The organism is Variovorax davisae (genome assembly GCF_030316845.1).
GTDB lineage: Bacteria > Pseudomonadota > Gammaproteobacteria > Burkholderiales > Burkholderiaceae_C > Variovorax > Variovorax davisae.
Window position 1 is genome coordinate 726,980 of the sequence record NZ_JASZYS010000001.1, and the last position, 17,553, is coordinate 744,532.

The 17,553-nt window shown below is 68.8% G+C and carries 18 protein-coding genes and 1 tRNA gene; 14 read left to right on the top strand and 5 right to left on the bottom strand.

Annotation, left to right across the window (positions count from 1 at the left end; translation table 11 throughout):
• Positions 1 to 3: 3 nt before the first annotated feature.
• Both QTI33_RS03560 and QTI33_RS03565 read right to left on the bottom strand, forming a co-directional pair.
• Positions 4 to 1,035, bottom strand: a complete 1,032-nt coding sequence (locus tag QTI33_RS03560) for a chorismate transformation FkbO/Hyg5 family protein (protein WP_286504375.1) — start codon at positions 1,033 to 1,035, stop codon at positions 4 to 6.
• Entirely contained in the window at positions 1,032 to 2,390 is a 1,359-nt protein-coding gene (locus QTI33_RS03565) for an NAD(P)/FAD-dependent oxidoreductase (RefSeq protein ID WP_286504376.1), read from the bottom strand. Before QTI33_RS03565 ends, QTI33_RS03560 begins: the two co-directional genes overlap by 4 nt.
• 168 nt (positions 2,391 to 2,558) lie before the next feature.
• Here QTI33_RS03565 and QTI33_RS03570 point away from each other — a divergent pair, with 168 nt between their 5' ends.
• From QTI33_RS03570 to rng, 8 genes are all read left to right on the top strand, one after another.
• Positions 2,559 to 3,284, top strand: a complete 726-nt coding sequence (locus QTI33_RS03570; RefSeq protein WP_286504377.1) for a YebC/PmpR family DNA-binding transcriptional regulator — start codon at positions 2,559 to 2,561, stop codon at positions 3,282 to 3,284.
• A 25-nt stretch (positions 3,285 to 3,309) separates the two neighbouring features.
• Positions 3,310 to 4,605 (top strand): phosphoribosylamine--glycine ligase, encoded by a 1,296-nt coding sequence (purD, locus tag QTI33_RS03575; RefSeq protein ID WP_286504378.1) that lies wholly within the window; start codon positions 3,310 to 3,312, stop codon positions 4,603 to 4,605.
• On the top strand, positions 4,605 to 5,531 hold the full coding sequence (gene hemF, locus QTI33_RS03580) for an oxygen-dependent coproporphyrinogen oxidase (RefSeq protein ID WP_286504379.1): 927 nt from the start codon (positions 4,605 to 4,607) through the stop codon (positions 5,529 to 5,531). Before purD ends, hemF begins: the two co-directional genes overlap by 1 nt.
• Complete coding sequence (nadD, locus tag QTI33_RS03585; protein WP_286504380.1) at positions 5,522 to 6,142, top strand: nicotinate (nicotinamide) nucleotide adenylyltransferase; 621 nt, start codon at positions 5,522 to 5,524, stop codon at positions 6,140 to 6,142. Before hemF ends, nadD begins: the two co-directional genes overlap by 10 nt.
• The gene (gene rsfS, locus QTI33_RS03590) at positions 6,142 to 6,807 is read left to right on the top strand and encodes a ribosome silencing factor (RefSeq protein WP_286504381.1); all 666 of its coding nucleotides are present in this window, start codon (positions 6,142 to 6,144) and stop codon (positions 6,805 to 6,807) included. The genes nadD and rsfS overlap by 1 nt, the downstream gene beginning before the upstream one ends.
• The gene (rlmH, locus tag QTI33_RS03595; protein ID WP_286504382.1) at positions 6,804 to 7,271 is read left to right on the top strand and encodes a 23S rRNA (pseudouridine(1915)-N(3))-methyltransferase RlmH; all 468 of its coding nucleotides are present in this window, start codon (positions 6,804 to 6,806) and stop codon (positions 7,269 to 7,271) included. Before rsfS ends, rlmH begins: the two co-directional genes overlap by 4 nt.
• On the top strand, positions 7,268 to 7,882 hold the full coding sequence (locus QTI33_RS03600) for a Maf family protein (RefSeq protein ID WP_286504383.1): 615 nt from the start codon (positions 7,268 to 7,270) through the stop codon (positions 7,880 to 7,882). Before rlmH ends, QTI33_RS03600 begins: the two co-directional genes overlap by 4 nt.
• Positions 7,883 to 7,948: 66 nt before the next feature.
• Positions 7,949 to 9,475: a ribonuclease G gene (gene rng / locus QTI33_RS03605; RefSeq protein WP_286504384.1), complete on the top strand. Its 1,527-nt coding sequence runs from the start codon at positions 7,949 to 7,951 to the stop codon at positions 9,473 to 9,475.
• 6 nt (positions 9,476 to 9,481) lie between these two features.
• On the opposite strand, the gene msbA is transcribed toward rng, so the two are convergent.
• Entirely contained in the window at positions 9,482 to 11,266 is a 1,785-nt protein-coding gene (gene msbA / locus QTI33_RS03610; protein ID WP_286504385.1) for a lipid A export permease/ATP-binding protein MsbA, read from the bottom strand.
• Between the two features lie 145 nt (positions 11,267 to 11,411).
• Between msbA and tolB the strand changes: the two genes are divergently transcribed.
• From tolB to QTI33_RS03635, 5 genes are all read left to right on the top strand, one after another.
• Positions 11,412 to 12,728 carry a Tol-Pal system beta propeller repeat protein TolB gene (gene tolB / locus QTI33_RS03615; RefSeq protein WP_444814800.1) on the top strand — a complete coding sequence of 439 codons (1,317 nt, stop codon included), beginning with the start codon at positions 11,412 to 11,414 and terminating at the stop codon, positions 12,726 to 12,728.
• Positions 12,729 to 12,749: 21 nt separating this feature from the next.
• The gene (gene pal, locus QTI33_RS03620; protein ID WP_286504387.1) at positions 12,750 to 13,262 is read left to right on the top strand and encodes a peptidoglycan-associated lipoprotein Pal; all 513 of its coding nucleotides are present in this window, start codon (positions 12,750 to 12,752) and stop codon (positions 13,260 to 13,262) included.
• A gap of 2 nt (positions 13,263 to 13,264) precedes the next feature.
• Positions 13,265 to 14,014 (top strand): tol-pal system protein YbgF, encoded by a 750-nt coding sequence (gene ybgF, locus QTI33_RS03625; RefSeq protein WP_444814801.1) that lies wholly within the window; start codon positions 13,265 to 13,267, stop codon positions 14,012 to 14,014.
• 4 nt (positions 14,015 to 14,018) lie between these two features.
• Entirely contained in the window at positions 14,019 to 14,828 is an 810-nt protein-coding gene (locus QTI33_RS03630) for a tRNA threonylcarbamoyladenosine dehydratase (RefSeq protein WP_286504389.1), read from the top strand.
• A gap of 45 nt (positions 14,829 to 14,873) precedes the next feature.
• A tRNA-Lys gene (locus QTI33_RS03635) sits at positions 14,874 to 14,949 on the top strand.
• A gap of 80 nt (positions 14,950 to 15,029) precedes the next feature.
• On the opposite strand, the gene QTI33_RS03640 is transcribed toward QTI33_RS03635, so the two are convergent.
• Both QTI33_RS03640 and QTI33_RS03645 read right to left on the bottom strand, forming a co-directional pair.
• Entirely contained in the window at positions 15,030 to 16,280 is a 1,251-nt protein-coding gene (locus QTI33_RS03640) for a tyrosine-type recombinase/integrase (protein ID WP_286504390.1), read from the bottom strand.
• The gene (locus tag QTI33_RS03645) at positions 16,277 to 17,035 is read right to left on the bottom strand and encodes a hypothetical protein (protein ID WP_286504391.1); all 759 of its coding nucleotides are present in this window, start codon (positions 17,033 to 17,035) and stop codon (positions 16,277 to 16,279) included. The genes QTI33_RS03640 and QTI33_RS03645 overlap by 4 nt, the downstream gene beginning before the upstream one ends.
• A 127-nt stretch (positions 17,036 to 17,162) precedes the next feature.
• Here QTI33_RS03645 and QTI33_RS03650 point away from each other — a divergent pair, with 127 nt between their 5' ends.
• The gene (locus QTI33_RS03650; protein ID WP_286504392.1) at positions 17,163 to 17,507 is read left to right on the top strand and encodes a helix-turn-helix domain-containing protein; all 345 of its coding nucleotides are present in this window, start codon (positions 17,163 to 17,165) and stop codon (positions 17,505 to 17,507) included.
• Positions 17,508 to 17,553 lie beyond the last annotated feature (46 nt).

Here is a 17,553-nt window from a genome sequence, read left to right on the forward strand (position 1 = left end):
CCATCAGGGGCGCAGGGCGCCGCTGGCCACCGCATGGGCCTCGATCTCCACCAGCAGGTCCTGGCGGCAGATGTCGGCTTCGAGGTAGACCGCATGGCTCACCGTGTGCGCCGCCGGGCCCAGTGCGGCCTCGAGCGCCTGCCGCACCCGAGGCGCATCGGCGGCATGGCGCACGTAGACCACGCAGTCGAGTGCCGAAAGATCGAAGACGGCGCTGGTGCGCGCGTTGGCGGCCGCGATCACGGCGGCGAGGTTGCGCAGCGTCTCCTCGACCTGCGGCAGCAACTCGCCCACGTGCACGGTCTCGTGGCCGACGATGCTGGCCGTGCCCGAGATGAAGAGCGCGACGTCGCCGCCGCCGATCTCGGCCAGCGCCGCGCGCGAGAAGGTCGGCGCGCGCGGCCCGTAGGCCGGCGGGTAGCGGTAGGCGGAGACCTGGCGCGGGTTCTCGACCGCCAGCGGGGCGGTGCGGCCGGCCAGGAAGCGGATGCTCAGCGCGCCCTGGTGGATGCCCAGCGCGCAGGCCGCCGGGGCGCCGTCGAAGGCGGCCTGGCCGGCGTCGACGAAGGCCTGCTGCCGTCCGGCATTGAACTGCCGGTAGCGCTCCAGCCCGCCGCCGTCGCCGTTGATCTGCGGCAGGTAGTTCCAGATCCGCAGCAGATGGCCGCAGCCGGTGGCTTCCAGCGCGGCGAAGAGATCGCGGTAGGCGCGCTCGGCCAGGGCGGCGACGCCGCTGCGCTCGACGCTCTCGTCGAGGTCGATGGCGCCCAGCATCCAGTGGCCGTCGCAGCGCCAGCGCACCGTGCCGGTGGTGCCGGACTCGATGTGTTCGCTGGCATGCCAGACATCGGCCATCGGGAGGCCGCCGGTCAGCACGCGGGCGTTCACGGTCGGCATCCAGGCGAGCCCGTCGGGCGTGCCGTAGCCCAGGGCGCCGAACAGCGAAGGGCTGTCGGCGGCGAGGGCCAGGCCCTGCGCCAGGCTGAGGCGCTGCACGCGCAGGGGCGGCGTGGTCAGGGGGAGTCGTGCGGTCACTGGGCCTCGACGATGTTTTCGCCGGCGAGCGGCCCGAGATCGCGGATGTTGCGCCGCCGGCGCTGCCAGGCGGCCCAGGTCCGGCGCGGATGGCCGGCGCAGACCGCGAAGTAGATCGTCTTCAGGACGCGCAGCGAACGCCAAATGGGCGTCTTGCCATAGATGTCGCCGGCCAGCAGCGACATCAGCGCCTCCTTGACGCGCAGGGGGTTCGATGGATACATGAAGAACTCGCGCATGGTCGGATTCGTGACCCGGAAGATGAACCACGAGAACTCCCGCGGGCCCTTGCGCATTTCCGCCTCGAAGCGCCGCCGTTCGGCCGCCGCCCGGGCCGGCTGGTCGAGCGCCGTGGCGACCACCTCGGCGCCGACGAAGGCGCTGTGCATCGCCAGGTAGACGCCGGAGGAGAACACCGGATCGATGAAGGCATAGGCATCGCCCAGCATCAGGTAGCGCTCGCCGCTGCAATGGGTGCTCGTGTAGGAGTAGTTGCCGGTGGCGTAGACCGCGTCGTCGACCAGCGCGGCGTCTTTCAGGCGCTGCGTCAGCGGCTCGCACATGGCGATGGTGTCGGCGAAGAAATCCTTCAGCGGCTTCTTGCGCGACTTCAGGTAGTAGGGCCAGCAGACCGCGCCCACGCTGGTGCTGCCGTCGGCCAGCGGGATGTACCAGAACCAGCCGTGCTGGAACCAGAAGATCGTGATGTTGCCCTCGAGCTTGCCCGGCGCCCGCTCGGCGTTCGTGAAGTGGCCGAACAGCGCCGAGCTGTTGTGCTTCGGGTTCTTCTGCTTGGCCTTGAGCTTGTTCGACAGGAAGGTGTCGCGGCCCGAGGCGTCGATGACGAAACGCGCGCGCCAGCGGCGCGGCGCGCCGTCGTCCAGCACCGCCTGCACATCGGCGCCGTCGGCGTCGAAGGCGACCTCGCGCACGCGGCAGCCCTCGACGGCCTGGGCGCCTTGGGCGGCGGCATGGCGGAACAGGATCTCGTCCATCTCGGAGCGCCGCACCTGCCAGGCGTAGGGCATGGTCTTGTCCCAGGCCTCGGAGAACTCGAGCCGGGTGATGTGGTCGTGGTCCGGCGAGACGAACTCGACGCCCCACTTGGGCATGCCGATGCGCTCGAGCTCGTCGCGCAGGCCGAGCTTGTCGAACAGCGCCACGTTGGCCGGCAGCAGGGATTCACCGATGTGGAAGCGCGGATGGTGCGCTTTCTCGAGCATCACGACGCTGCGGCCCTGGCGCGCCAGCAGGGCGGCAGCGGTGGCGCCGGCCGGGCCGCCGCCGATGATGAGAACGTCGCATGGCGCGGGGTCGGGCGAGCCGGGAGCGGCGGTCGGCGGGGGATTGTTCATGCGCGTGGGCTGGAAGACTGGGAAAAAGTGGGTCGCGCAGACGCGCATCAGGCTCGGATTATCCCCAAAAGGCACTGGCGCTCCTGTCGGACGCCCCCGGCAGTTGCGTCCGCCGGACAGTAAACTCGCTGCCTGGTTTGAAAACACAAGATTGCGAGAGAGAGAGCCATGGCCGGACACAGCAAATGGGCGAACATTCAGCACCGGAAGGGCCGTCAGGACGAAAAGCGCGGCAAGCTCTGGACCCGCGCCATCCGTGAAATCATGGTCGCCGCGCGCACCGGCGGCGGCGACCTGGGCGGCAATCCGCGGCTGCGGCTGGCGGTCGAGAAAGCCAAGGCGGTCAACCTGCCGATCGACACGATCAAGCGCAACATCGACAAGGCCACCGGCAACCTCGAAGGCGTGAACTACGAGGAAATCCGCTACGAGGGCTATGGCATCGGCGGCGCCGCGATCATCGTCGACACCATGACCGACAACCGCGTGCGCACCGTCGCCGAGGTGCGCCATGCCTTTTCCAAGCATGGCGGCAATATGGGCACCGAAGGCTCGGTGGCGTTCCAGTTCAAGCATTGCGGCCAACTCGTGTTCGGGCCCGGCACCAGCGAAGACAAGGTGATGGAAGTCGCGCTCGAGGCCGGCGCCGAGGACGTGCTGAGCGACGACGACGGCGCCATCGAGGTGCTGACCGCGGTCGCCGACTTCGAGGCCGTCAAGAACGCGCTCGAGGCCGCCGGCCTGAAGCCCGAGGTGGCCGAGGTCACGATGCGGGCCGAGAACACCATCGAGCTCGCCGGCGAGGAAGCCGCCCGCATGCAGAAGCTGCTCGACGTCCTGGAAGACCTGGACGACGTGCAGGATGTCTATCACAACGCCGCGCTGTCCGAATGACGGCTGGCGAAACGAAAGCCCGCGAATGAAGGTACTGGTGATTGGAGGCGGCGGCCGCGAGCACGCCCTGGCGTGGCGGCTGGCGCAGTCGGTGCGGGTCAGCCGGGTCTACGTGGCGCCGGGCAACGGCGGCACGCGCTCCGATACGCGCTACGAATGCGTGGACATCACGGCGCCGGCCGACCTGCGGGCCTGGGCCCAGAAGGAAAAGATCGGCCTGACCGTGGTCGGCCCCGAGGCGCCGCTGGCGGCCGGCGTGGTCGACGAGTTCCGCGCCCACGGCCTGCGCATCTTCGGCCCGACCCAGGCCGCGGCGCAGCTCGAAAGCTCGAAGGCCTTCTCGAAGGCCTTCATGAAGCGGCACGCGATCCCGACCGCCGAATACGCGGCCTTCACGGACGCCGCAGCGGCCCATGCCTACGTCGACGCCAAGGGCGCGCCGATCGTGGTCAAGGCCGACGGCCTGGCCGCCGGCAAGGGCGTGGTGGTGGCGCTGACGGCCGCCGAGGCGCACGAGGCGATCGACTTCATGCTGCTCGACAACAAGTTCGGCGTCTCGCACAACGAGGGCGGGGCGCGCGTCGTCATCGAGGAGTTCCTCACGGGCGAGGAGGCCAGCTTCATCGTGCTGTGCGACGGCAAGAACGTCACGGCGCTGGCCACCAGCCAGGACCACAAGCGCCTGCTCGACGGCGACGAAGGGCCGAACACCGGCGGCATGGGCGCCTATTCGCCGGCCCCGGTGGTGACGGCCGAAGTGCACGCCCGGGCGATGCGCGAGATCATCCTGCCGACCATCCGCGGCATGGAGAAGGACGGCATTCCCTACACCGGCTTCCTCTACGCCGGCCTCATGATCGACGCCAAGGGCCATCCCAAGACGCTCGAGTTCAACTGCCGCATGGGCGACCCCGAGACCCAGCCGATCATGCTGCGCCTCAAGTCCGACCTGTTCGAGGTCTTCTGGCACGCCACCGACGGCACGCTCGACCAGGTCGAGCTCGAGTGGGACCGCCGGGTCGCCCTCGGCGTCGTGATGGCCGCGCACGGCTATCCGCTGGCGCCGCGCAAGGGCGACCGCATCACGGGCATCCCGCCCGAGGCGCCGGACGCCGTGGTGTTCCATGCGGGCACCACGCTCGACGGCGGCGAGCTCACGACCAGCGGCGGGCGCGTGCTCTGCGTCACGGTGCTGGCCGACAGCGTCAAGCTGGCGCAGCAGCGGGCCTACGCGGTCGCGGCGCGGATCCAGTTCGACGGCGCCCAGTACCGCAAGGACATCGGGCACCGCGCGGTCCACGCGCGCGGCCGCGAGGCCTGATGCCAGCCGCCGAGGACACCCGACCCGAGGCGGTGGCCGCCTACCTGCGCGGCCTGCAGCAGCGCATCGTCGAGGCGGTCGAGGCGGCCGACGGCGGGCATTGCGTGCGCGACCCGTGGCACAAGGCGCCCGGCGAGCCCCTGCAGGGCAGCGGCCTGACCTGCATCCTCGAAGGCGGCGCACTGTTCGAGCGCGCCGGCTGCGGCTTCTCGCAGGTGCGCGGGCCGCGGCTGCCGCCCTCGGCGACCCAGCACCGGCCCGAGCTGGCCGGCGCGCCTTTCGAGGCGATGGGCGTGTCGCTGGTCTTCCATCCGCGCAACCCGTACGTGCCGATCGTCCACATGAACGTGCGCATGCTGGCCGCGCTGCCGGCCGATGCCGCGCCGGTGTGCTGGTTCGGCGGCGGCATGGACCTGACGCCGTGCTACGGCTTCGAGGAGGACGCGGTGCATTTCCACCGCAGCTGCCGCGATGCCCTGGCGCCCTTCGGCGACGACAAGTACCCGCGCTTCAAGGCCTGGTGCGACGACTACTTCACGCTCAAGCATCGCCAGGAGCAGCGCGGCGTCGGCGGGATCTTCTTCGACGACTTCGCCGAGCCGGACTTCGAGCGGAGCTTTGCGCTGCTGCGCTCGGTCGGCGATGCCTTCCTGCCGGCCTACCTGCCGATCGTCGAACGGCGCCGCGACACACCGTACGGCGAGCGCGAGCGCGCCTTTCAGCTCTACCGTCGCGGCCGCTATGTCGAGTTCAACCTGGTCTGGGACCGCGGCACGCACTTCGGCCTGCAGTCGGGCGGGCGCACCGAGTCGATCCTGCTGTCGATGCCGCCGCTGGCCAGCTGGGCCTATCGCCAGCAGCCCGAGCCGGGCAGCCCCGAGGCGGCGCTCTACAGCGACTTCATCGTGCGGCGCGAATGGCTCTGACCCCGCGGCGCGTCGGTGTCTTCGGCGGGGCCTTCGACCCGCCGCACAACGCGCACGTGGCCCTGGTGCGCTCGGCGCTGGCCCAGCTGGACCTGGCCGAGCTGCGCATCTTCCCGACCGGGCAGGCCTGGCACAAGGCGCGCCCGTTGAGCGCCGCCGCCGACCGCCTCGCGATGGCGCGGCTGGCCTTCGACGGCATCGCCGGCGCCGTGGTCGACGCCCGCGAGATCGAGCGCCCCGGGCCGACCTACACGCTCGACACCCTGCGCGAGTTGCAGCAGGCGCAACCCGGCGTGCAGCTGGTGCTGATCGTTGGGGCCGACCAGGCGCGCTCGCTGCCGCGCTGGCACGGTTACGAGGCGATCCTCGCGACCGCTATAATTTCGGTAGCTGATCGCGCACTGCCCACGGGCTCCTCCGGCCCATTCGATCCAGCAACCCTGGCATCCCTGCCGTCCGGCGCGCGATTCGAGCAACTCCAAATCCAGCCGATGGACACCAGCGCGACCGACATCCGGGCGCGCGCTGCGCGTGGCGAGGACCTCGATGGTCTGGTTCCGGCGGCGGTTGCACGCTATATTGACAGACACCACCTCTACCGACCCGCCTGATGACCACTGAAGCCGCCGCAAAAAAAGACATCCAGAAACTCCAGAGGGCCATCGTCGACGGGCTCGAGGACGTCAAGGCGCAGGACATCCAGGTTTTCGACACTGAACATCTGTCGCCGCTGTTCGAGCGCGTGATCGTCGCCTCGGGCACCTCCAACCGCCAGACCAAGGCGCTGGCCTCCAGCGTGCGGGATGCGGTGCGCGATGCCGGCTTCAACAAGCCGCGGGTCGAGGGCGAGGCGAACGGCGAGTGGATCATCGTCGACTGCGGTGCGGCCGTGGCCCACATCATGCAGCCGGCCATCCGGCGCTACTACCACCTCGAGGAGATCTGGGGCGACAAGCCGGTGCGCACCAAGCTCGGCGCCGCCAAGCCGGCCGTGGCCCAGGCCTCCGAGGAGAAGGCGCCTGCGGCCAAGAAGGTGCCGACCTCGCTGCGCCGCTCCAGCGCCGCCAAGACCGCGATCCGCTCGGCCGAGCAGGCCGCCAAGGCGGAAAAACAGAAGCCCGCCGCCAAGAAGACCGCCGCCCGCAAGACGAGCGCGGCCAAGTCCCCCGTGAAGACCGTGGTGGTCAACAAGGCCCCGGCCAAGAAGGCGGCGCCCAAGAAGGCCGCGCCGGCAGCGAAGAAGGCCGCACGCAAGACGACCTCGCCGAGGTCATGAAGCTGCTGGTGGTCGCGGTCGGGCAGCGCATGCCCGACTGGGCGCAGACCGCCTGGGACGACTACGCCAAGCGCTTCCCGCCCGAACTCAAGCTCGAACTGCGCGCGGTCAAGACCGAGCCGCGCGGCTCCAAGACGCTCGAAACCCTCCATGCGGCGGAGCGCGAGCGCATCGAAGGCGCGATCGCCAAGGGCATGCGGATCGTCGCGCTCGACGAGCGCGGCACGGCGCTCACCACCAAGGCCCTGGCGGCGCGGCTTTCGGCCTGGCAAGGCGAGGGCGACGACGTGGCGCTGGTGATCGGCGGCCCCGACGGCCTCGACCCGGCCTTCAAGGCGGCCGCGCACGAGCGCATCCGGCTGTCCGACCTCACCCTGCCGCATGCGATGGCGCGCGTGCTGCTCGTCGAGCAGCTGTATCGCGCGTGGTCGGTCAATGCCGGCCATCCGTACCACCGCGAATGAGCGCTGATCCGCCCTTCATCTACCTGGCCTCGCAAAGCCCGCGCCGCGCCCAGCTCCTCGGGCAGCTCGGCGTGCGGCATGAACTGCTGCTGGCCAGCGCCGAGGAGGATGCCGAGTCGCTGGAAGCCGTGCTGACGGGCGAATCGCCGACCGCCTACGTGCAGCGCGTCACGGCGCTGAAGCTCGATGCCGCCGTGCGGCGGCGCGCGGCGCGCGGCCTGCCGGCGGCGCCGATCCTGTGCGCCGACACGACGGTGGCGATCGGCCGCACCATCCTCGGCAAGCCGGAGGACGCCGCCGATGCCGCCCGCATGCTGGCCTCGCTGGCCGGGCGCACCCACCGCGTGATGACCGCGATCGCGCTGCAGCATGGCGATCGGCGGCTGGCGGCGCTGAACGTCTCGCATGTCCGCTTCTCGGCCATCGGCCCGGCGCGAATCGCCGCCTATGTCGCCAGCGGAGAGCCCCTGGGCAAGGCCGGCGCCTACGGCATCCAGGGGCGAGCCGCGGCCTTCATCGAACACATCAGCGGCTCGCATTCGGGCATCATGGGCCTCCCGATGTTCGAGACCGCCGAGCTGTTGCGCCAAGCCGGCTTCGAGAGCTATTGAGACCTTGCGGGACAGACCAAGAAACTGCGCAGCGGTTTTTGCTCTGTCCTCAACTGACTAGAAAACATGCAAGACATCCTGATCAACTGGTCCCCCCAGGAGACCCGCGTCGCGCTGGTCGAGCACGGCGCGGTGCAGGAGCTCCACGTGGAGCGCACCCTCGAGCGCGGGCTGGTCGGCAACATCTACCTGGGCAAGGTGTCGCGGGTGCTGCCGGGCATGCAGTCGGCCTTCATCGACATCGGGCTCGACCGCACCGCCTTCCTGCACGTGGCCGACATCGTCGCCCCGTTCACGCCGGGCTCGCGGCCGAGCACCCAGGCGCCCGATCGCGACCATCGCAACGGCGGCGCCATGGTGCCGATCGAGAAGCAGGTGTTCGAGGGCCAGTCGCTGCTGGTGCAGGTCATCAAGGATCCGATCGGCACCAAGGGCGCGCGGCTGTCGACCCAGATCAGCATCGCCGGGCGGCTGCTGGTCTTCCTGCCGCAGGACAACCACATCGGCGTGTCGCAGAAAATCCCGCCCGACCTGCGCGATGCGCTGCGCGGCCGCATGCAGGCGCTGATCGAGGCCGCCGCCGCGGCCGACAGCGGCGGCGTGGTGCCGGCCAACACCGGCGGCTTCATCCTGCGCACCAACGGCGAGGATTCGAGCGACGCCGAACTGGCCGAGGACATCGCCTACCTGCGCAAGACCTGGACCCGGATCCGCGAGCTGTCGGCGCGCATGCCGCCGATGTCGCTGCTGCACCAGGACCTGAGCCTGCTGCAGCGCGTGCTGCGCGACATGACCAGCGAGGACACCCAGACCATCCGCATCGACTCGCGCGAGCAGTTCGACTCGCTGCTCAAGTTCGGCCTCGAGTTCATGCCGCAGGCGGCCGGCAAGCTCCAGCTGTACAAGGGCGAGCGGCCGATCTTCGACCTCTATTCGATCGACGAGGAGATCGCCAAGGCGCTGGGCCGCCGGGTCGACCTCAAGTCGGGCGGCTACCTGGTGGTCGACCAGACCGAGGCGCTGACCACGGTCGACGTCAACACCGGCGGCTTCGTCGGCGCGCGCAACTTCGACGACACCATCTTCAAGACCAACCTGGAGGCCGCGCAGGCGATCGCGCGGCAACTGCGGCTGCGCAACCTGGGCGGCATCGTGATCGTCGACTTCATCGACATGGCGCGCGACGACCACCGCGAGCAGGTGCTGGCCGAATTCCGCAAGCAGCTGGCGCGCGACCGCGTCAAGACCACGGCCGGCGGCTTCTCGCAGCTGGGCCTGGTCGAGATGACGCGCAAGCGCACCCGCGAATCATTGGCCCACATGCTGTGCGAGCCCTGCCTGGCCTGCAACGGGCAGGGCATCGTGAAGACCGCCCGCAGCGTCGCCTACGACGTGCTGCGGGAGATCCTGCGCGAGGCCCGGCAGTTCACGCCGCGCGAGTTCCGCATCGTCTCGTCGCCGCAGGTGATCGAACTGTTCCTCGACGAAGAGAGCCAGCATTTGGCGGGCTTGAGCGACTTCATCGGCAAGCCGATCTCGCTCCAGGCCGAGCCCGCCATGGGCCAGGGCCAGTACGACATCGTCCTGCTGTAGCGGCGTTCAGAGAATCGCCGGCTGGCCCGCCGGCGCCGTACGGACGGCGTTGGTCTGCAGCCGCGCGTAGAGGCCGTCGAGCGCCATCAACTGCTCGTGCGTGCCATGCTCGGCGATGCGGCCATGCTCCATCACGACGATGCGGTCGGCGTGCTGGATGGTCGACAGGCGGTGGGCCACGATCAGCGTGGTGCGGCCCTGCATGAGGCGCTGCAGCGCTTCCTGAACCTGCCGCTCGGACTCGGTGTCGAGCGCCGACGTGGCTTCGTCGAGCAGCAGGATCGGCGCGTTCTTGTAGAGCGCGCGCGCGATCGCCAGGCGCTGCCGCTGGCCGCCCGACAGCTGCGTCGCGTTGTGGCCCAGCACGGTGTCGATGCCCTGCGGCAGGCCTTCCACGTGGACGGCCAGGTTGGCGGCAGCGACGCATTCGAGCACACGCTCGCGGTCGATGGCGGCGCCGAGCGCCACGTTCGCGGCCAGGCTGTCGTTGAGCATCACCACGTCCTGGCTGACCATCGCGAACTGCGAGCGCAGGCTGGCAAGCTGCCATTCGCCGACCGCGTGGCCGTCGAGCAGCACCTCGCCGGCGCTCGGCAGCACGAAGCGCGGCAGCAGGTTGACCAGCGTCGTCTTGCCGGAGCCCGAGGGGCCGACGAAGGCGATCACCTCGCCGGGGTCGATCGCCAGGCTGACGCCGTCGAGGGCGCGCGCCTCGTCGTCGCCGCGGTAGTTGACGCAGACGCGCCGCAGCTCGATGTGGCCGGCCGCGCGTTCGAGCACGAACCGGCCCTGCGTTTCCGAGGGCACCTCGTCGATCAGCGCCAGGCCGCGCTCGAGCGCCGCCAGCCCGCGCGTGATCGGATTGGCCATGTCGGCGAGGCGCCGGATCGGCGCGATCAGCATCAGCATCGCCGTCACGTACGAGATGAAGCCGCCGACCGTCAGCCCCTTCTCTCCGGCCTGCCAGAGCGCGATCATGACGACGATCGACAGCGCGAAGGCGGCGAAGAGCTGGGTCAGCGGCGTCATCGCGGCCTGGGCGATGGTCGACTTCACGGCCAGCCGGTTGAGGCTGTGGCTCAGGCGCTCGAAGCGCTCGCTCTGGCTGGCTTCGGCGCGATGCAGCCGCACCATCTTGTGGGCCAGGACGTTCTCCTCGACCACGTAGGCCAGTTCGTCGGTGGCATGCTGGCCGAGGCGCGTCAGGTGGTAGAGCCGCTTGGACAGCACCTTCATGATCCAGGCCACGCCCGGCACCATCACGCCGACGATCAGCGTGAGCTTCCAGTTCAGGTAGACCAGGTAGCACAGCAGCGCCACCGTCACGAAGCCGTCGCGCGACAGGCTCAGCAGCGCCTGGACCAGCAGCATGGCGCCGGTCTGCACCTCGTAGACCACCGTGTTCGACAGGGTGCTGGCCGACTGGCGCGAGAACAGCGCCAGTTCCGCCTCGAGCAGACGCTGGAACAGCATGCGCCGCAGTCCCTGCATGCCTTCGTTGGCGATGCGCGCAAGGGCATATTGCGAGATGAACTGCGCCACGCCGCGGACCAGGAAAAGCAGGATGATCGCCACCGGCACGATCCACAGCGCCAGCTGTCCGCGCGTGAAGCCGCGATCGAAGAGCGGCTTCAGCATCGCGGCCAGCAGGGGCTCGGTGAGGGCGGCGACCGCGGCGGTCGCGATGCCCAGCGCCCACCAGCGGCGCGAGCTGCCGAACCAGGTCATCAGGCGCGCGAGTCGTCGCGTCAGGGGGAGGCGCACCGTATCGGTGGCGGGGGAGGGCTGCATGGCGGCGCATTCTACGGGCCGGAGCCTGTAGGACCCGGCCGCCTCCATACACGTTTTGTGACGAGAGGGCCATCGCAACATGTACCATGTGCACTGTTTTTGTCCGAGACAAGAAACTTAAACCTCGGAAACCTCTCCGAACCGCATGAAAAAGCCGTTGCAAGACTTCCCCCCAACCCCTTCTTCATCGTTCTTCGCACGCCGCGCCTTGGTCGCGGCCCTCGCTGCCACCCCCGTGATTCCCGCCCTGGCCCAGTTCCGGGTCGAGGTCTCGGGCGTCGGCGTGACGCAGTTGCCGATCGCGATCGCGCCCTTCAAGGGCGAGGAGTCCTCGCCGCAGAAGATCTCGGCGATCGTGCTGGCCGACCTCGAGCGCAGCGGGCAGTTCCGCGGCGTCGACGCGTCCGGCCAGGCCCTCGATGAAAGCTCCCGCCCCGACCTCAGCTTGTGGCGCCAGCGCACTGCCGATTCGCTCGCGGTCGGCAGCGTGACGCGCTTGGCCGATGGTCGCTTCGACGTCCGCTTCCGCCTCTGGGACGTGGTGCGCGGGCAAGACCTGGGCGGCCAGAGCTACACCGTGCCCCAGGGCGACCTGCGGCTGGCCTCGCACCGCATCGCCGACTACATCTACGAGAAGCTCACGGGCGAGAAGGGCATCTTCTCGACCCGCATCGCCTACGTCACCAAGGGCGGCACCCGCTACACGCTGTGGGTGGCCGACGCCGACGGCGAGAACGCGCAGGCGGCGCTGGCCAGCCCCGAGCCGATCATTTCGCCGCGCTGGTCGTCCAACGGCAGCCAGCTCGCCTACGTGTCCTTCGAGTCGCGCAAGCCGGTGGTGTACGTCCACAACGTCGCCAGCGGCCAGCGCCGGCTGGTGGCCAACTTCCGCGGCTCCAACAGCGCGCCGGCCTGGGCGCCGGACGGCAGCACGCTGGCCGTCACCCTGAGCCGCGACGGCGGCTCGCAGCTCTACACCATCTCGTCCAGCGGCGGCGAGCCGCGCCGTCTCACGCAGAGCAACAGCATCGACACCGAGCCGGTGTTCTCGGCCGACGGCGGCACGATCTACTTCGTCAGCGACCGCGGCGGTGCGCCGCAGATCTACAAGATGGGCGCCGGCGGCGGCAACCCGACCCGGGTCACGTTCAGCGGCACCTACAACATTTCTCCGTCGATCAGCGGCGATGGCCGGTGGTTGGCCTACATCTCGCGCGTCGGCGGGGCGTTCAAACTCCACGTGATGGAGTTGGCGACCGGCAACGTGCAGGCGATCACCGACACCACCGCCGACGAGCGCCCGAGTTTCGCGCCGAACAGCAAATTGATCGTCTACGCCACCAAGCTGCAGGGCCGCGAGGCGCTGATGACCACGACCCTGGACGGCAAGATCAAGGCGCGGTTGGCGGGGCAGGCGGGAGACATCCGGGAACCGGACTGGGGTCCGTTTCAAAAGCAATGATTAACTTGAGGAGTCCGAAGAATGTTTAAACGTACGATTTATTCGCTGGCCATCGTGGCCCTGATCGCTGGCTGCTCGTCCGGCACCAAGCTGAACGACACCCCGGTGGTGGACCGCGGCGCTGCGGGCCAGGGCGGCGGCGCTGCCAGCGGCGTGGCGCCGGTCACCATCGACCCGAATGCGCAGAACGCGCAAGGCCCGGTCGGCGTGGCACGGATCATCTATTTCGACTTCGACAGCTACACGGTCAAGCCCGAGTTCCAGCAATTGATCGACGGCCACGCGCGCTTCCTGAAGGCCAATCCGAACCGCCGCGTGTCGATCGAAGGACACACCGACGAACGCGGCGGCCGCGAGTACAACCTCGCCTTGGGCCAGAAGCGCTCCGAGGCCGTGCGCCGGGCACTGGTCCTGGTCGGTGTCAGCGACGCCCAGATCGAAGCCGTGAGCTTCGGCAAGGAAAAGCCGGCAGCCCAGGGCAGCGGTGAGGACGCCTGGGCGCAAAACCGCCGCGCCGAGATCACGTACCGTTGATGATGCGCGGCCTTACTTTGCGAGGCGCGGCCCTCGCAGCCGCGTTGCTGTGCGCTTCGCTGGGGGCGCAGGCCGCGCTGTTCGAGGACGACGAGGCGCGGCGCGCCATCCTGGACCTGCGCCAGCGGGTCGAGACCATGCGCCAGCAGGCCGAGCAGCGGCAAAGCGAGGAAAGCGCGCAGTTGCGCCGCAGCATGCTCGATCTGCAGAACCAGATCGAGCAGATGCGCGGCGACCTGGCGCGCATGACCGGCCAGAACGAGCAGCTCACGAAGACCGTCACCGATCTTCAGCAGCGCCAGACCGACGCCGACACCCGGGCCAAGAGCAACGAGCCGTCGAAGGTGGCCGTCGACGGTCGCGAGTTCAACGCCGATCCGAAGGAGAAGGCCGACTTCGACGCGGCGCTCGGCATCTTCCGCGCCGGCCAGTTCGCGCAGGCGCAGACCGCGTTCGCCGATTTCGTGAAGCGTTATCCGCAGAGCGGCTACAACGCCTCGGCGCTGTTCTGGCTCGGCAACGCGCAGTACGCGACGCGCAACTACAACGAAGCCATCGCCAATTTCAGGTCGATGCTGTCGCTGGCGCCGGACCATGCCAAGGCCCCCGAGGCCGTGCTGTCGATCGCGAACTGCCAGATCGAGTTGAAAGACACGAAGGCCGCACGCCGCACGCTCGAGGACCTGACCAAGGCCTATCCGCAGTCGGAGGCAGCGCAGGCTGGCCGCGAGCGGCTGTCGCGCCTGCGCTAGCCCTTTGAGCACCGAGAGCCCCGTCGCCGCCGCCGACGACGCCGACCTGGCCCGCCGTTTCGGCGGGCTGGAGCGCTTGTACGGCGTGACCGGCGCGGCGCGGATTCGCGAGGCGCACGTGCTGGTGGCGGGCATCGGCGGCGTGGGCTCGTGGGCCGTCGAAGCGTTGGCGCGCAGCGGGGTCGGGCGGCTGAGCCTGGTCGACCTCGATCACATCGCCGAATCCAACATCAACCGCCAGATCCACGCGCTCGATTCGACCGTGGGCCAGGCCAAGGTGGAGGCCATGCGCGATCGCATCGCCCACATCAATCCGGCCTGCCGGGTGCTGGCCATCGACGAGTTCGTCGAGCCTGACAACTGGCAGTCCCTGCTGGCCGGCGCCGAAGGCGCGAACGGGCCGGTGACCGCGGTTCTCGATGCCTGCGACCAGGTGAAGGCCAAGCTTGCGATGGCCGCATGGGCGCGCGGCGCCCGCGCAGGCTTCATCACCGTCGGTGCCGCCGGCGGCAAGCGCCTGGCGCACCGGGTCGAGATCGACGACCTCGCCCTGGTCACGCACGACCCCTTGCTGGCGCAGCTTCGCCAGCGACTGCGCAAGGCGCATGGAGCGCCGCGCGAAGGCCGCAAGATCGGCGTCGCCTGCGTCTTCAGCCGCGAGAGCGTGGCACCGCCGGACGCCTCCTGCGCGATCGAGGGCGACGGTTCGCTCAACTGCCACGGCTACGGATCGGTGGTGGCGGTGACGGCCACCTTCGGGCAATGTGCGGCAGGGTGGGTGCTCGACCGAATCGCCCGAAATGACACGCTATAATTTCAGGCTTTGCCGGATTCGACACCGGCGGAGAAAAGGGGTATCGGGACGTTAGCTCAGTTGGTAGAGCAGCGGACTTTTAATCCGTTGGTCACTGGTTCGAATCCAGTACGTCCTACCAGATACCCCGCGCGGACATTGGATTCCTTGCTACAAAAAACGTAGCGCGCGAAAGCCTCCGGCGCTGATTTGGGTAATGTTTCACTCGGCGACAGTTTCCGACGCTGCCGCCGCAGCCGGCGCAGGGCTTGCAGCCGCCGCGCTGCCCGCCGCCATGAGGGCCTGCATCCGCTCCATCGCGAGATCGATCTCCGCGTCTCTTGTGTGCGTGTAACGCATCACCATCGAGAGCGTCTTGTGGCCGCTCATCTTCTGAACCACCTGGAGATCGGCGCCTGACTTCACGAAAGCGGTGATTGCCGTATGCCTTAACGAATGGCGCACCAGCTTGTGCCCGATCTCCTCCTCGGTCAGCCCGGCCGCCTTGATCACGCGCGGCCAAACGCTGGCGATGGACATGCGCCGGCCCTCTTTTGACTTCGGCGTGCCATCGCGCTTGAGGGCGCTCGGGAAAAGCCAATCCGTGCGCTTGAGGCCTCGGCGCTTGATCCGGTCTTGCAGGTGCTCGACGAGGATGGGCGGCATCGGCTGCTCGCGCGCCCCCGCCTTCGCCTCATGGATCGAGATCCGCAAGCGGTCGAAGTCGATATCCCCCACCTTGATGCGCAAGACTTCCGAGAGCCGCGCCGAGGTATTGGCCGCGACCATCACGAACGTGTGAATGTCGGCGTCCGGATCGAGCCGGGCTGCTTCCAGCAGCTTGGCGGTCTGGATCGCGTTCAGGGCGCCGCGCGTCCCGTCCGCCTCCTTGGTCGGCTTGGCGGCCAGGGCGTGCGGCGGTATCAGCTTCCAGCGAACGCCCGAGTTGAGCGCATGCCGCAGCGTGGAAAGCTCGCGGTTGACGGTCGCGTCAGTCGTCAGCCGCTCGCGGTGGAGTACCTTTTCGGCCCGCCGCTTCTTGCGATAGCCGCCGAATGCGTGCTCATCGATGCTCGCGGCGGGGAGGGCGCCCAAATGCGGCAGCAGGTGAAGCTCGAAGTGCGCCCGCTTTATCCCTACGTTCTTGCCGTCGCCCGCCTCAAGGCGCCCGAGGTAGATCTCGGCCAGTTCCGAGAGCAGGAGGCCGGTTTTCCGCGCGACTGGCAATTGCAGCGCGCCCTCCCGGGCCCGGCTGCGCAGGCTCGCCAGGACGGCCCGGGCATCGTCCAGCGTGAAGCCCTCGGACTCGAAGCCGATGGCGCGCGAGACGCGCTCCCGGTTGATCTGCGTCGCGATCTTGAATCTCAGGTCGCCCGACTTCAGGCGCTCGATGGTCAAGCCCTCGCCGCTGAGCGATTGGCCCGGCTCCAGCGCCTTGAGGGCCTTTACTGAAAGGGCGGCGTTTTTCTTCATCGATCTTTCCCCACGATCTCTTTCGCTGCCTGTCGAATCGCGGCGGTTAAGGCATCGAGGAATGCCTCGGGCGGTACGCCTTTCGCTGCGGCCTCCTCCATCGCCTTCATTGCATCGGCCCGATACTCTTCGAATTGGGCGGGCCAGAGCGGGGCCGTGCGCAGGCTCTCGGCCGCGCGAGCCGCGCAGGCCGCGAGGGCAGTGCGGTCGATGTGCTTCGGGCCAATCGTCGCGTGAATCGCGTCCCACTCTTCGAGGGCGGCGTCGGCTAGCTGCTCGCGACTGAGCGGCCTACCGGCCTTCGCGGCAGCGGATTTCATAAAGGATCGCAGGGCGTCCGCCTGCATGCGCTCCCCGCCGGTAGGAATGGCCTGCTCTGGCAGTAGCTGCGCGCGATTCACCGTGCGCCGCCTCGCATCCTCGGCCCACTCGCCGAGCACGAAATCCAGCGCATTCGTCTGGCTACCCGGAAAGGGAAGGAAATCCGGGAGCATCGTCTTCACGCAATCGCGCGCGAGCAAATAGTTCACGTATTCGGAGAGGGAGGGAAGCCCGTGTGCCGTCATGGCCAGCGCTGAAGCTTCTCGCAGCAGGGGGCCGACGCGGATCGAGACAGTCTCCGCCGCGCCGCCGAGCTTTGCGGCGCGAATGGCCCGGCGCTCGTCGGGCGTGAGGTCGTCGTCTTGAGCGATGGGCTTTTTCTTGCGGCTCGCTCGCGGCTTGGGATCCGGGTTTGTACCTGCTCTGTTGGTCATCTGATATCGCAATTTATGGCTGCATATGCCGCCAAGGCGCACTCTAACATAGACCAGGAAAATTGCGATAGCATGGCATAACGCAATGTAAACGCATTGCGTTAACAGATGCCGAAGGAGAGTTGCGATGGCAATCGATCTGGACAAGATGCAGGCCGAAATCGAGCAGCGTCGGCGCGTCGCGGAAATGTTCGCCGGCCTCCCGCCGATGACCCTGCTCAACACAACGCAAGCCGCTGCGTATCTGGGTCTCCGGCCGCAGACGCTGGCGCAGTGGCGGTGCGAGGGGATCGGGCCGACCCACAGCGGCGGCAGGCCGCTCCATTACTCCGTTGCGGCGCTGGACGCCTTTGCGGCCGCGCGCCGGAAGGCGGCCGAAACCCCGGGCGCAGCCAGTGCGCGGCAGGCGCAGGCCCTGCGCCGGGTTAGTGCTCCTGCTGGGCATGGGCGCAAGGCATCGCCAGCAACGTAAAAAAAGGCCGGTAGCGGTTGCGCGCTGCCGGCCCTCGGGCTTTCCA